General features: G+C 38.2%; 13 protein-coding genes and 1 pseudogene. 9 read left to right on the top strand and 5 right to left on the bottom strand.

Annotation, left to right across the window (positions count from 1 at the left end; genetic code table 11):
* Positions 1-70: 70 nt before the first annotated feature.
* Complete coding sequence (gene aac(6') / locus RG571_RS05400) at positions 71-619, top strand: aminoglycoside N-acetyltransferase AAC(6')-Ii (RefSeq protein WP_002293989.1); 549 nt, start codon at positions 71-73, stop codon at positions 617-619.
* Between the two features lie 294 nt (positions 620-913).
* Here aac(6') and RG571_RS05395 read toward each other — a convergent pair.
* Positions 914-988: pseudogene (locus RG571_RS05395) on the bottom strand (ribonuclease P); the annotation flags it as partial.
* A gap of 178 nt (positions 989-1,166) precedes the next feature.
* Here RG571_RS05395 and RG571_RS05390 point away from each other — a divergent pair.
* Positions 1,167-2,831 (top strand): peptide ABC transporter substrate-binding protein, encoded by a 1,665-nt coding sequence (locus RG571_RS05390; RefSeq protein WP_002339749.1) that lies wholly within the window; start codon positions 1,167-1,169, stop codon positions 2,829-2,831.
* A gap of 69 nt (positions 2,832-2,900) precedes the next feature.
* On the opposite strand, the gene RG571_RS05385 is transcribed toward RG571_RS05390, so the two are convergent.
* The gene (locus RG571_RS05385) at positions 2,901-3,248 is read right to left on the bottom strand and encodes a DUF3899 domain-containing protein (RefSeq protein WP_002293992.1); all 348 of its coding nucleotides are present in this window, start codon (positions 3,246-3,248) and stop codon (positions 2,901-2,903) included.
* Between the two features lie 83 nt (positions 3,249-3,331).
* On the opposite strand from RG571_RS05385, the gene opp3b reads away from it, so the two are divergent.
* Genes opp3b through RG571_RS05360 form a run of 5 tightly spaced genes read left to right on the top strand, consistent with a single transcriptional unit; the run spans position 3,332 to position 8,358 of the window.
* Positions 3,332-4,273: an oligopeptide ABC transporter permease gene (gene opp3b, locus RG571_RS05380; RefSeq protein ID WP_002293573.1), complete on the top strand. Its 942-nt coding sequence runs from the start codon at positions 3,332-3,334 to the stop codon at positions 4,271-4,273.
* A complete protein-coding gene (locus tag RG571_RS05375; RefSeq protein ID WP_002293994.1) occupies positions 4,274-5,317 on the top strand; it encodes an ABC transporter permease in 1,044 nt (347 codons plus the stop codon). It abuts the gene before it with no gap.
* 5 nt (positions 5,318-5,322) lie between these two features.
* Positions 5,323-6,393: an ABC transporter ATP-binding protein gene (locus RG571_RS05370; RefSeq protein WP_002289332.1), complete on the top strand. Its 1,071-nt coding sequence runs from the start codon at positions 5,323-5,325 to the stop codon at positions 6,391-6,393.
* A complete protein-coding gene (locus tag RG571_RS05365; protein WP_002289330.1) occupies positions 6,383-7,336 on the top strand; it encodes an ABC transporter ATP-binding protein in 954 nt (317 codons plus the stop codon). The genes RG571_RS05370 and RG571_RS05365 overlap by 11 nt, the downstream gene beginning before the upstream one ends.
* An 11-nt stretch (positions 7,337-7,347) precedes the next feature.
* The gene (locus RG571_RS05360) at positions 7,348-8,358 is read left to right on the top strand and encodes an RNA-guided endonuclease TnpB family protein (protein ID WP_002319647.1); all 1,011 of its coding nucleotides are present in this window, start codon (positions 7,348-7,350) and stop codon (positions 8,356-8,358) included.
* 284 nt (positions 8,359-8,642) lie between these two features.
* On the opposite strand, the gene RG571_RS05355 is transcribed toward RG571_RS05360, so the two are convergent.
* Both RG571_RS05355 and RG571_RS05350 read right to left on the bottom strand, forming a co-directional pair.
* Positions 8,643-9,464 (bottom strand): NUDIX hydrolase, encoded by an 822-nt coding sequence (locus tag RG571_RS05355; RefSeq protein WP_002293995.1) that lies wholly within the window; start codon positions 9,462-9,464, stop codon positions 8,643-8,645.
* Positions 9,465-9,560: 96 nt separating this feature from the next.
* Complete coding sequence (locus tag RG571_RS05350; protein WP_002289337.1) at positions 9,561-9,839, bottom strand: hypothetical protein; 279 nt, start codon at positions 9,837-9,839, stop codon at positions 9,561-9,563.
* Between the two features lie 267 nt (positions 9,840-10,106).
* Between RG571_RS05350 and metG the strand changes: the two genes are divergently transcribed.
* Positions 10,107-12,116: a methionine--tRNA ligase gene (gene metG / locus RG571_RS05345; RefSeq protein WP_002289325.1), complete on the top strand. Its 2,010-nt coding sequence runs from the start codon at positions 10,107-10,109 to the stop codon at positions 12,114-12,116.
* Positions 12,117-12,599: 483 nt separating this feature from the next.
* Here the strand turns inward: metG and RG571_RS05340 are convergent, their stop codons facing one another.
* Positions 12,600-13,187, bottom strand: coding sequence for a hypothetical protein (locus tag RG571_RS05340; RefSeq protein WP_002307249.1), 588 nt, complete (start codon positions 13,185-13,187; stop codon positions 12,600-12,602).
* Between the two features lie 174 nt (positions 13,188-13,361).
* Between RG571_RS05340 and RG571_RS05335 the strand changes: the two genes are divergently transcribed.
* Positions 13,362-14,684 carry an APC family permease gene (locus tag RG571_RS05335; RefSeq protein WP_131774282.1) on the top strand — a complete coding sequence of 441 codons (1,323 nt, stop codon included), beginning with the start codon at positions 13,362-13,364 and terminating at the stop codon, positions 14,682-14,684.
* The last annotated feature ends 73 nt before the right edge of the window (positions 14,685-14,757 follow it).

The following is a 14,757-nucleotide window of genomic DNA, read 5'->3' as shown; positions in this document are numbered from 1 at the left end:
ATTTTTGAGCGAGAACATTTCGTTTTTTCAAAAGGACTGTTAGAATAAGCAAGAACAAGGGGGAAGACGTATGATAATCAGTGAATTTGACCGTAATAATCCAGTATTGAAAGATCAGCTTTCTGATTTACTGAGACTGACTTGGCCGGAAGAATATGGAGACAGCTCGGCAGAAGAAGTAGAAGAAATGATGAATCCAGAACGAATCGCGGTAGCAGCGGTAGACCAAGATGAGTTAGTAGGATTTATTGGTGCAATCCCTCAATACGGTATCACAGGTTGGGAATTGCATCCATTAGTTGTAGAAAGCTCCCGACGAAAGAACCAAATAGGTACTCGATTAGTCAATTACTTAGAAAAAGAAGTAGCTTCCAGAGGAGGAATCACGATTTATTTAGGTACGGATGATTTAGACCATGGAACAACGTTAAGTCAAACGGACCTGTATGAGCATACATTTGATAAAGTGGCTTCCATCCAGAACCTTCGTGAACATCCGTATGAATTCTATGAAAAATTAGGTTATAAAATCGTAGGTGTCTTACCAAATGCAAATGGCTGGGACAAACCGGATATTTGGATGGCAAAAACGATTATTCCTCGACCAGATTCTCAATAATAAAAAGAGGTTGTGACAGAAGTAATCAGCTTCAAGAAATAAGAAGGAATTTACGAAAATTACTTCTTGAATTTTTGTGAAATTCCAACTTATTTCCGAAGAAGCTACTTTTGGAACACCGTGTACCAGAGGTTGTGAAAAAGCTGTCCTGCATCAAGTAATAAGAACAGCCAAACAAAAATAGCTCCTCCTATTTTTCGTTTGGTTGGGCTTATTACCGCAGATGCAAGCTTTTGAACACCGTTTATTCGGAATAAGGGACTGTGACAAGACTTTTGTCACAGTTTCTTTTTATTTATTCTTTTTTATCTTTGTATGGCAATAATAGACAATATAACGAAAATTATTTAATGGCTTTTGGAAGACCATGGAAAACCTTGTACAAAGCTATTTTTTCTGAAAAATTCCTTGAAACCTCACGAAAAAATCATTATTTTATGAAAAAGACAAAAAAAAGTATTGATTTTTTAATAATTATTCATTAAACTCTTAAACAACTTCAGAAAATATTAATTATTCTGAAAATTCCAATAAAGGGGTACGTAAAATGAAAAAGAAATTTACATTTGGTTTGGTTGCGGTATGCGGCCTTGTACTTGCTGGATGTTATGGCGGCAGTTCAGCCACAAGCAACAGTAGTTCAGCAAAAAGCGGTTCAGCAGATGGAGGAGGCGTATTTAACTTAGTCGTGCCTCAAGAAATGCCTACAGCTGACTTATCAGTTGCAACAGATACAATCAGTTTTACAGCATTGAATAACGTTTATGAAGGAATTTACCGTCTTGATGAAGACAGCAAACCACAGCCGGCAGGAGCTAGAGAGTTGGCAGAAGTCAGTGAAGACGGATTAACTTACAAAATCAAATTACGAGAAGACGCAAAATGGTCAAATGGTGATCCTGTTACAGCAGCGGATTACGTTTATGGCTGGCAACGAACAGTAGACCCAGCTACAGCTTCTGAATATGCTTACCTGTATGCGCCAGTTGAAAATGCAGAAGACATCACAGCTGGAAAGAAAGATAAATCAGAACTAGGGATCAAAGCAGTTGGTGACTATGAATTAGAAATCAAATTGACGAAACAAACACCATATTTCCAATATCTGCTTGCTTTCCCATCATTTTTCCCACAAAAACAATCCGTAGTGGAAGAAAATGGGGATGCCTATGCATCTGCAAGTGATAAAGCTGTTTATAATGGACCATTCACATTAGAAGATTTTGATGGACCAGGAACAGATACAGAATGGACTTATAAGAAAAATGACCATTACTGGGACAAAGATACAGTAAAACTTTCTGAAATCAAAGTCAGTGTAGTAAAAGAATCTTCTACTGCATTGAACTTATTCAAAGATGGCCAAGCAGATGACGTGATCTTGTCTGGTGAGTTAGCACAGCAAAACGCAAACGATCCAGCTTATACTTCTGTTAAAGAAGCGCGGACAAGCTATATCGAATTCAATCAACGTGAAAAGAATTCACCATTCAACAATGTGAACCTAAGAAAAGCTATTTCTTATTCTATCGATCGTGAAGCTTTAGTAAAACAAGTACTAGGTGACGGATCAGTTGTCTCTACAGGATTGATCCCATCAGATATGGTAAAAAGTCCAACAACGAACGAAGACTTTGCAAAAGAAGCTGGAAAATTAGTTTCTTATGACAAAGATAAAGCAAAAGAATATTGGGAAAAAGCGAAAAAAGAATTGGGCGTTGATTCTTTAGAATTTGATTTGATGGCTTCTGATGATGATTCATCGAAAAAAGTAATCGAATATGTTCAAAACTCAATCCAAGAAAACTTGGATGGCGTAACAGTCAAACCAACACCTGTTCCATTCTCTGTACGTCTTGACCGCTCAACTTCGGGTGATTTTGACGCAGTACTAGGCGGATGGGCTGCTGACTATGCAGACCCAAGCAGCTTTACTGATTTGTTTGTCACAGGTAATTCATACAACCGTGGTCGCTGGAGCAATGCAGAATATGACGAAGCAGTTAAAGCAGCTTCATCAACAGACGCTGGCGATGAACAAGCCCGTTGGGATGATTTCCAAAAAGCAATCAAGATCATCTCTGATGATATGGGTGTCGTTCCGGTGTACCAAAAAGCAGAAGGTCACCTAGTGAATGAAAAAATCAAAGGTATCGTTCACCATGCGGCAGGCGCTTCATGGGATTACAAATGGACATACGTTGAAGAATAATCGTTAATACCGTGAGCATGAGAAAAAACGAGGCTGCGGCAAATGTCGCAACCTCGTTCTCATATTCACTTATCCTAACAAAGAAAAAAGCATGAAAATAGCAGAAAGAGCAATTAGTATTCCGGCAATGATCAGCCAAAAGCTGTACATACCGTAGCTGGCAGACGAGAGCGAGGAAAATTCTGGTTTTTTCTTTCGGTTCCTTGTTCGTGCAAGATGGACCGATCGCTGAAAATGATCGAAGAAACCCGAAGAAAAGACCCATAAAAAACCGCCGATAATCAGAAACGGCAATGACCATAAGAATAGATCATTAGATAATTGAATGAGTGTAAAGGAATGGTTGATGAGATTTTTTATTAAAATAACCAGAATCAGTAGAAAAGCTACTGCGTAGGGGATAGATTTTTTTTTCATTTGATTGCTCCTTTATTTTTGGTTCATTATCTAATAATGTAGCGAAACATCTGTCAGAAGTCAAAAGCTAGGGGGAAACATTAGTGAATAGTTATATCAAATATGTATTAAAACGTGTCTTTTTCATGATCATCACGCTTTGGTTAATTGCAACAATCACCTTTTTCTTGATGCAATTGCTGCCGGGCACGCCATATACCAATCAGGAACGTTTGAGTCCTGAAACAATTGAGATGCTAAATAAACAAGTCGGTTTGGATAAACCAGTTATCGTACAATATGGGATTTATCTTTCTAATTTGCTTCAAGGAGATTTTGGAATTTCCTTCCAATTTAAAAACCAGCCAGTCGCACATTTGTTAGCTGGAAGAATCGGACCATCCTTGCAGTTAGGTTTACAGGCAATTATCTTTGGAACAGTCCTAGGAACGATTTTAGGAACGATCTCTGCCATGAAGCAAAATACATGGGCAGATACATCTTCTACACTCGTAGCGATATTAGGTCGTTCCATTCCAAACTTTGTATTTGCTGTTTTATTACAATATATCTTTGCAATCAAATTACAAGTTTTGCCAATCGCAAAATGGGATGGCTTTGTGTACACAATCTTACCAACAATTGCGTTGGCCATGTCGCCGCTTGCTGACTCTGCTCGGTTTATCCGTACGGAAATGGTGGAAGTACTGCATAGTGATTATGTGGAATTAGCAAAAGCAAAAGGATTGAGCCGTTGGGAAATCGCCTTTAAACATGGTCTTCGAAATAGTTTGATTCCATTGATGACTTTATTAGGACCGTTAGCTGTAGCATTGATGACCGGATCACTGGTGGTAGAAAATATCTTTGCTATTCCTGGTATCGGGGAACAATTCGTTAAGTCAATCACAACAAATGATTATCCTACGATCATGGCTGTAACGATCCTTTACTCATTTATGCTGATCTTTGTTATTTTGATCGTGGATCTGTTGTACGGTCTAGTTGATCCAAGAATTCGTGTTTCAGAAGGGAGCCGAGGATAAATGGAAATGATACCAAAGCGTTATGAAACAGTCGCAGATATCCCTGCGGATGAGTTTCTTCCATTACAAAAAAATACCGAAGAAGAACGTGAACAGATTACTGCACCTTCTTTGAATTTTATCCAAGATTCATGGCGCCGTTTAAAGAAAAACAAAGCTGCCGTTATTTCAATGGTTTTACTATTGGTCATCATTTTGATCTCTGTGATCACAATCTTTGTTTCTCCTCATGATCCAACTGCCCAAAACGTGGCTTATATCAATTTGCCTCCTCGTATTCCGGGAATCAATATCGATGGATTGAATGGAAAAGCAATGGTCGGTGGTGAACTTGTTGATAAATATGCTCAAGCAAACGTCCCTTCAAACGTAAATTTCTTTTTAGGAACAGATGGTTTGGGACGTGATGTATTAAGCCGCTTATTTATGGGAACGAGAATCTCGTTGCTGATCGCATTTATTGCTGCATTACTAGATGTAACGATTGGTGTAGCTTACGGGTTGGTTTCTGGTTTGTTAGGCGGACGTGTCGATAACGTGATGCAACGTTTTTTGGAAATCTTATCAGGAATTCCAAACCTCGTTGTCATGATTTTGATGTTGGTCGTTTTTGAACCAGGAATTTTTTCAATCGTGGCTGCTATGGCCATCACAAACTGGATACCAATGGCACGTATCGTTCGTGCACAAACAATGAAATTAAAAGATCAAGAATATGTTTTAGCTGGATTGACATTAGGTGAATCAAGAATGAAAATTGCATTCAAACATATTTTGCCGAATATCTCTAGTGTCATTATTATTCAAATGATGTTTAGTATTCCATCTGCTATTTTCTTCGAAGCCTTTTTAAGCTTTATCGGTTTAGGTCTTACGCCTCCGTCAGCTTCATTAGGAACGATGTTGAGCGAAGGGTACAAGACATTCCTGTATCTGCCTTATCTATTATGGATTCCGGCAGTAACTTTATCGGTTATCATGATTGGCTTTAACTTACTTGCTGATGGATTGCGTGATGCCTTTGATCCTAAAATGAAAGAGTGAAGACGATGACGAAAATTTTAGAAGTGAAAGACTTAGAAATCTCTTTTGATACGTATGCTGGAAAGGTACGAGCGATTCGCGGTGTCAATTTTCATTTGAATAAAGGAGAAACATTGGCGATCGTTGGGGAATCTGGAAGTGGAAAATCAGTGACGACCAGAAGCATCATGCGCTTGCTGTCAAGCAACGCCAATATAGATGCTGGTCAAATCCTCTTTAAAGGTAACGATATCGTTGGAAAATCAGAAAGAGAGATGCAAAAAATCCGTGGTAAAGAAATAGCGATGATTTTCCAAGATCCAATGACCTCTTTAGATCCGACGATGCCCATTGGGAAGCAAGTCGCTGAGTCCCTTAGAAAGCATAATAAAGTTTCAAAAAAAGAGGGACAAAAAGCTGCATTAGAATTGCTTAAATTAGTTGGAATACCCGAAGCTGAGAAACGTATCAACAGTTATCCACATCAGTTCTCAGGAGGTCAGCGTCAACGGATCGTGATCGCGATTGCACTGGTATGTTATCCGGAAATCCTGATTGCTGATGAACCTACAACAGCGCTTGATGTGACTATTCAAGCACAGATTTTGGAGCTGCTGAAAGAAATTCAGACAAAAATCGATACATCAATTATCTTTATCACTCATGACCTTGGTGTAGTAGCGAATGTCGCTGATCGTGTCGCTGTCATGTATGGAGGAAGAATCGTTGAAGTTGGAACATCGGAAGAAATTTTCTACAACCCGCAACATCCCTATACTTGGGGACTGCTTGGTTCAATGCCGACATTAGATAGTGCGAACGATCGATTGTATGCTATTCCTGGTTCTCCACCGGATTTATTGAACCCGCCAAAAGGAGACGCATTCTATCCAAGAAATGAATTCGCGATGAAAATCGATGCAGAACAAGAACCACCATTTTTTGAACTATCAAAAACACACAAGGCAGCAACTTGGCTACTTGCTCCGCAGGCACCCAAAGTGACACCGCCAGAAGAAATCCAACGTCGCTGGGCTATCTTTAAAGAGAAACAAAAACATACTTACGGTCAAGGAGGAATTGCTGATGCCAAATAAACTACTTGAAGTTAAAGGATTGAAACAGTATTTCAATGTAGGAAAAAAGAATGAAGTACATGCTGTAAATGACATCAGCTTTCACATCTATGAAGGAGAAACATTCGGTTTAGTTGGAGAATCTGGAAGCGGAAAATCCACTACTGGCCGTACGATCATTCGCTTGAATGAACCTACTGATGGTGAGATATTATTCGACGGTCAAGATATAACGAAGATCAAAGATAAAAAAGGTTTGACGAAATTCCGGCATGATGTTCAGATGATTTTCCAAGATCCATATGCTTCGTTGAATCCTCGGATGAAAGTCAGAGATATTATCGCCGAAGGAATTGATGTTAATGGACTAGCTAAATCATCTGAAGAGCGTGCAAAAAAAGTCGATGATCTATTGAGAACTGTTGGATTGAATCCAAGCCACGGTACTCGTTATCCTCATGAATTTTCAGGTGGGCAACGCCAGCGTATTGGTATTGCACGAGCATTGGCAGTAAAACCGCGTTTTATCATTTGTGATGAACCAATTTCTGCACTAGATGTGTCGATCCAAGCCCAAGTGGTCAATTTGTTGCAAGATCTCCAAAAAGAACATCAATTGACCTATCTATTTATTGCACATGATTTGTCGATGGTTAAACATATTAGTGACCGAATCGGTGTAATGCATAACGGCTTGTTATTAGAGATGGGAACAAGTGATGAAATCTATAATCACGGTGTCCATCCTTATACAGAAAGTTTGTTATCTGCTATTCCTCTACCAGATCCAGACCATGAGAGAAAACGCAGAAGAATCAAATATCAACCTGAACCAGATGACGGACAAGTACGTCAACTTCGTGAAATCGCACCAGAACATTTTGTCTATGCAACTGAGCAGGAAGTCCCATATTACGCAAAAAAACTAAAACGACAAAAGGAATCTCTTCTGGTTGCTAACTAGGAGGGACATAGATGCTAAAAGCTTTTAAATTCCGTATGTATCCGACAGAAGAACAAAAACAGCAATTGATTCGTACTTTTGGATGTGCTCGATTTACCTATAACCATTTGCTGAAAAAGCGGCAGAAAAGTTGGCAACAAACAGGAGTAGCCAATTTTTCGCTTACACCCGCTACATTAAAAAAAGAATACCCATTCTTAAAAGAAGTAGACAGTCTTGCTTTAGCAAATGCACAGCTTAATTTGGATCGGGCTTTTCGCAATTATTTCAAGGGACGTGCCAGCTTCCCAAAGCTTAAAACGAAAAAAAGTATGTGGCAATCTTATACGACCAACAACCAAACCCGTACGATCTATCTGGAAAATGGCTACTTAAAGTTACCAAAACAAAAAGAACTAATCAAAATAAATCAGCATCGGCCAGTTGAAGGATCGATTCGCTCCGCTACGATTTCTGCTCGATATAATGAAGAATTTTATGTCGCACTACTTTGTGATGTTTCGTCAGTAAAAAAAGAATCTTTAGCTAAATGGATCGGGATCGCCTATCATCCGAAGACATTGATCCAAACATCTCGTCCTCTAGAAGTAACTTTACCAAAATTTCACCAGACAGAAGAAAAGCTGCAACATGCACAGCGGAAATTGAATGTGAAAGTCCGCTCCGCTCACCATAGAAAGATCAGGTTAGATCAGGCAAGCAATTATCAGAAACAAAAGAGAAAAGTAATGGATCTTTATCTGAAACAAAAGAACCAGCGAGAAGATTATCTTGAACAATTATCTGGGAAATTGGTCAAACAATATGACTACTTATTTGTAGAATCTTTTCCAAAAGAAGAAGCACATGCTGATTTTTCTATTCATGACTGGCATAAATTAATAACAAAATTGCGTTATAAGTCCCAATGGTATAATAAAAAATTTCTTTTGATCAATACCGACGGAGCAGAAGAAAGCAATTCCGTAAGAAAGAGCCAAGTAGTAGAAGAAATGGGCAGACATTCGGTTATCAAGGGATAAAAAATGAATGAAACTGATAGGAGCGTTAGGGTTCGCCTTGTTAATAAAAAGTCTTAATGACTTTTGTTTCTAGGAATTTTTCTTTTGAAGAAAAGCTCACTAATTATGACAAACCAATAAAACAATAGCAGAAAAAGTTCGTACGAGCTTTTTCTGCTATTGTTAATTTTTTATTCAGAAAGTTTACGAATACATCAAAATTCTGAAACAAAAAACGTAACTCGCAAAGAGTTGTTTTTGCGTTTTTTCTTGAATGATTAGGTCTGAATCTTTTGTTCACAACCTTATTCATGGTGCCCCGGCTTGAGCTGATAGATTTTTGAAGGACGGCCGATTCCTACAGGACGTTCACCGATCTCATCGAAATATTGGAGCATAGCTTTCTTAAAATTGGAATGATCGATCGTTTTATAATCGATCCCTAAGAATTTAGCAAATACTTTTCGAGCTTCCGTAATCGTGAAATCTTTACCTAAAACTTGTAGAACTTGCGGCTCGTGTTCCATTTTATTGACTACACGGTTGAATGCTTTCAAGATGATTTGACTATGGTCAAAAGCCAAAGTATCTTTGCCAGAAGACTCTCCAGTGACTAAATCAAGCGAGATAGCCACTTCTCCGCTAGATAAATGGATCTTGTTACTATGACGTTCTAGTGTGAACCAGCGTACTTCCTTGGCATCATCTCCGGCGATTAGCGGTTCTTCTCCAATAAAGGCTAAGTAGCTGACTGTGACGACCCAGCCTCGCGGATCTCGATTAGGCGTACTGAATGTATGCAGTTGCTCAATATTTTCTTTTGAAATAACCACACCAGTTTCTTCCTTTGTTTCTCTTAAGACGCTTTCTCCAGTTGACTCATCCTTTTGGACAAAGCCACCAGGCAATGCCCATGAATTTCGATAAGGATGCCCTTTTCTTTGGATCAACAAAACTTTCAGCTGATCTTCTTCTTTGTTATAGCACATCAGTACGATATCGACAGTCAAAGAGGGCTTGTCATATTCTGGACGTTCCTGTTTTTGATACCAGTTAAGAAATTCTTCTTCACTAGCTTCATGTTCATAATATAATTTTTCTTCTTCTTTAGAAGCAAAACGGTTCATCTGACCACCTCCATTGACAGTAAAAGTACTTTTTACCTTATTGTAGCAGACTCTGAAAAAAAACCAAGGATTTACTTGGAAAATCTAGGTTATCATTTAAATATGAAAAATAAATGGAAGTATGAGATTGAATAAAAAGAAAAGCAGATAAAACGGCAATACTTTATACCGCTCTTCACGAATGGCAAAGAAGCCACAAATAACGATATATACGTCAATGATAAAACGCAAAATCCAAGCTGCTGTCATAAAACTGTTCAAATGCCCATGGAGGTTAAAATAACCATACATACGAATATAAAAATAGCTGAATATTAAATGTGCTAATGAAAGAAAAGCAATACTAAGTGTAAAAAAAAGATGTTTCTTCTGCATGATTGTTCCAGTCCCTTACTAAGATAGATAGTCTTTATTATACCATGTGTGAGAGGAGAAATAAAAAGCCGTTTTTTACTAGATATGAAACAAAACAAAAACCTGCATTTATTCAACCTATTCATCCTTTTAAAGGATAGATTGAACGTAGATAGAAGTCGTTTATCCAGTCTTTTTCATTTTGAAAAAAAGCTAACAGCATGCTTTTTTTATGGTATACTAGCAAGGAAACGAATTCGCATCATGCGATAAAGGAGGAAGAGCCCCGTGGCAGAAAAGGAAACTTTTTATATCACTACGCCAATCTATTATCCAAGCGGCAAACTTCATATCGGCAACTCGTATACTACGATTGCATGTGACGCAATTGCTCGTTATAAACGGTTGATGGGCTTTGATGTGTTTTATCTTACTGGAGTGGATGAACATGGTCAAAAAATCGAAACAAAAGCAGAAGAACTAGGTGTAAAACCGCAAGAATATGTAGATAAAATGGCGGCTGATGTCAAGAAATTATGGAAAACGCTTGATATCAGTTATGATAAATTCATTCGAACGACAGATGATTACCATAAAGCAGCTGTTCAAAAAATATTTGATCGTTTATTAGAACAGGGAGATATTTACTTAGGTGAATATGAAGGCTGGTACTCTGTTTCTGACGAAGAATTCTTTACAGAAACACAACTTGCAGAAGTGTACAAAGATGACGAAGGTAATGTGATCGGTGGTAAAGCGCCAAGTGGACACGAAGTAGAATTGGTAAAAGAAGAATCATACTTCTTCCGCATGAGCAAATACGCAGACCGTCTGTTGGAATACTATGAAGAACATCCCGAATTCATCCAGCCAGAATCTCGTAAAAACGAAATGATCAACAACTTTATCAAACCAGGATTAGAAGATCTTGCAGTTTCAAGAACAACCTTTACTTGGGGGGTACCAGTCAAGAGTGATCCGAAACATGTGGTGTATGTATGGATCGATGCATTATCCAATTATATTACTGCACTAGGATATGGCTCCGAAGATGAAAGTCTATTCGAAAAATACTGGCCTGCAGATGTTCAGATGGTCGGTAAAGAAATCGTTCGCTTCCATACGATCTATTGGCCAATCATGTTGATGGCTCTTGATTTGCCTCTACCTAAAAAAGTATTTGGGCATGGCTGGCTATTGATGAAAGACGGAAAAATGTCTAAATCAAAAGGAAATGTCGTTTATCCTGAAATGCTTGTGGAACGTTATGGTTTAGATGCACTTCGTTATTATTTGCTTCGTGCTGTTCCGTTTGGGTCAGATGGTGTCTTTACGCCAGAAGATTTTGTTTCCCGTGTCAATTATGATCTGGCAAATGATCTAGGGAACTTATTGAATCGAACGATTGCTATGATCAACAAATATTGTGATGGACTCGTTCCTGACTATGCCTCACTTGTCACTCCATTTGACAGTGAACTGTCTACGACGGCTGCTAACGTTGTCGGACGTTACCATGATGCAATGGAAAAAATGGAATTCAATACAGCGTTGGCTGAAATCTGGGTGCTGATTTCTCGTGCAAATAAATACATTGATGAAACAGAACCATGGGTATTAGCAAAAGACGAAGAAAAGAAAGCTGAATTGAATAGTGTCATGATCCATTTAGCTGAATCTTTGCGTATCGCAGCGATATTACTTCAGCCAATCATGACAGAAACGCCAGAGAAGATCTTCAATCAACTAGGATTGGACTCTGAAACAATGAATCTTGAAGGATTACACTTTGGCGAATTTCCTTCAGGAACAAAAGTAGTTGCAAAAGGTACACCAATCTTCCCACGTTTAGATATGGAAGAAGAAGTTGCTTTTATTCAAGAAAAAATGTCTGAAGGTACTCAAACAAACGAAGATACAGTCAAATGGGATCCAGAAGAAACAGAACTTGTTTCAACGAAAGAAAAACAAATCAAATTTGATGTATTTGAAAAAGTAGAACTAAAAGTAGCAGAAGTCATCAACTGTCAAAAAGTAGAAGGGGCAGATAAGTTGCTGCAATTCCGACTAGATGCTGGAGACAGCCAAGACCGTCAAATCTTGTCAGGAATCGCTGAATTTTATCCTGATCCAAGCGAATTGATCGGGAAAAAAGTCGTCATTGTAGCAAATCTGAAACCACGAAAGATGCGTGGACAAATCAGTCAAGGAATGATCCTTTCTGCAGAAGCACCAGATGGCTCTTTACAAGTGATCGAAGCACCAAAATCCATGCCAAATGGCTCAGAAATCGCATAGAAATTCAAAGGGGGTATGACACTAGTTGTGTCATACCCCCTTTTTCCGAAATTTGAGAAGCAATTTTCGTAAATTCCTTCTTATTACTCGAAGCCAATCATATAATACAGAAACAGAGAACTATCCAAAATAAATCCTAGAAAAAGAAGTACGAGCTTCGCTGATTTTTGTTAATTTAGAATAATACTAATAGGATAGGAATCGTAAAAACAGAAAAAAAGCATAATGATAAAGGGTCGGGCAGATTTTAATTGATTCATCTGGTACTCTTTTTTATTATCCTTACATTCATAAAGTTTGAATGCAATGACTTTGTTACATCTATATTTATATCTAACAGTAGCGTTGATGTGTTAATTCTAAGTTCTATCACTTTATGTTCAATTAGTTTGTGTTCTTATATGTGTGATTGAAAATATAGATAAAAAAACAATCATCGGTTTTGACTTTGATGATTGTTTTCTTTATTTTGTAAAAATCCTATCACTTGATTTTATGGTAACCTTTTATTTTTGTCTTCAAACGGCTTGGTAAGAGAGCAGTAAGCAGTGCAAATGGGATCGAAAAGACATACCAGAAAATCGTACGTCCGATACCATAATGTTGATAGAGCTTTGTCAACATCACGTGTAACAAGATCAACCCTAAAAGCAAGGAGCCAGCTATAAACCAATGATTATCCCAATGCATGACTTCACTAAGTGCCATCACTCCAAAAGGATAGAAATAAAAATAGATCCCAACTAAGGTCATCCGCCAGTTCTTTGTAAATGTTCCGATATTCAATAAAAAGAAAATCGCTGAAAGCAAAATACCGATAGGCGGAAAAAGCCCAACCAAAAAGGAATACAACATCCCCCACAAGATCATCACAGGACCTTTGATCAATGCAACGATTGCGATGAACACAGTCAGCAATATTAGTTTTTGTGATAACGTTGCAACAGTCATTAATCCAAATAAAATTAATGTGAACCAATGCCAACGGGACTGCTGTTGTTCTTTACGGGAAAAATCGACCCGGTTGGATAAATAATCTGCTAATTTCGGATAAGAACGCTTAAAATCCATAAACTGTTCCTCCTTCGTGGAAAAGGTAGGTTTAGTATACGAAAAATAAAAAAGAAATACATCCGTCTTAAGAGGGAGTTTTTCACTGAAAGTGGAGAAAAAAGAATGGTAAATTAAAATATTCTCAGTTATACTGAAAATTATACCAAATTTCAAAGAAGAAAGAGGATGGGAATGAAAGGCAAACTAAAACGAGAAATCAATCTGTTTGGCGCATTAGCTACCGTTATGGGAACCGTGATCGGTGCAGGCGTCTTCTTCAAAACTGCTGCTGTTACTGCTAGTACTCAGTCTACAAGTTTGACATTGCTAGCTTGGCTTTTGGGTGGTTTCTTAACGATCTGTGCTGGATTGACAGTGGCTGAATTAGCTACAGCAATCCCGGAAACTGGTGGAGCTGTAAAATATATTGAAGCTGCGTATGGAAAATTGCCCAGCTTTTTATTAGGATGGGCGCAAAGCTTGATTTACTTTCCTGCTAATATTGCTGCATTATCGATTATCTTTGCGACACAATTGACGAACTTATTACAATTATCTACCGATTATCTTTTGTTGATTGCAGTGATCACCGCTGTTTCTGTGACAGGGTTGAATTTGTTAGGGACAAAAGTCGGTGCTTCTGTACAATCAGTGACGTTGATTGTTAAATTAATACCAATTGCTGTGATTGTCATATGGGGATTATTGACCCCAGGACAAGGAACTGTCCAGTTATTTCCAATCGAAGCTGGAAAAGATGTTACTTTTGTCGAAGGATTGAGCAGTGCGTTGTTAGCAACGTTGTTTGCTTATGACGGCTGGTTAGGTGTCGGTGCAATGGCAGGGGAAATGAAACGGCCGGAAAAAGATTTGCCTAAAGCAATTATTCTTGGTTTGAGTTTTGTAACAGTCGTTTATTTATTGATCAATTTTGTTTTTTTGAAAACTTTGCCGATTGATCATCTTGCCGGTAATTTGAATGCAGCTTCTGAAGCATCAGACGTAATTTTTGGGGGAATCGGTGGAAAGCTGGTCACTATTGGGATCTTGATCTCGGTATACGGTGCATTGAACGGTTATACACTAACTGGGATCCGTGTGCCTTATGCGATGGCTTTAGAAGACGAGCTACCTTTCAGTAAACAGCTGACAAAGCTTTCAAATAAGTTTACGGTTCCTTATGTTCCTGCGATTTTCCAGTTAGCAGTAGCTTGTATTATGATGAGCCTTGGTTCTTTCGACTTTTTAACAGACATGTTGATTTTTGTGATGTGGCTATTCAGTTTACTGATTTTTATCGGTGTCTTTATTTTAAGAAAAAAAGCGCCGGAATTGCCACGTCCATATAAAGTACCACTTTATCCAATCGTTCCGATTATTGCGATTCTCGGCGCTATTTTCATTTTAGGTATGACGATGATGACGCAAACGAAATTAGCATTGATCGGTATAGGTGTTACCTTGATAGGTATCCCAGTCTATTATCAAAAAAAGAAAAAACGCTCAGAAGAGTAAAATATTTCAACAACAGACAGAAAAAGTACGAACTAGGTCCTCTAGATCTTCGTGCTTTTTCTATTTCAATAAA

Source organism: Enterococcus sp. FR204 (assembly GCF_031143325.1).
GTDB lineage: Bacteria > Bacillota > Bacilli > Lactobacillales > Enterococcaceae > Enterococcus_B > Enterococcus_B faecium.
The sequence above is the reverse complement of the archived record's forward strand: the minus strand, read 5'-3'. Positions and strand labels throughout refer to the sequence as shown.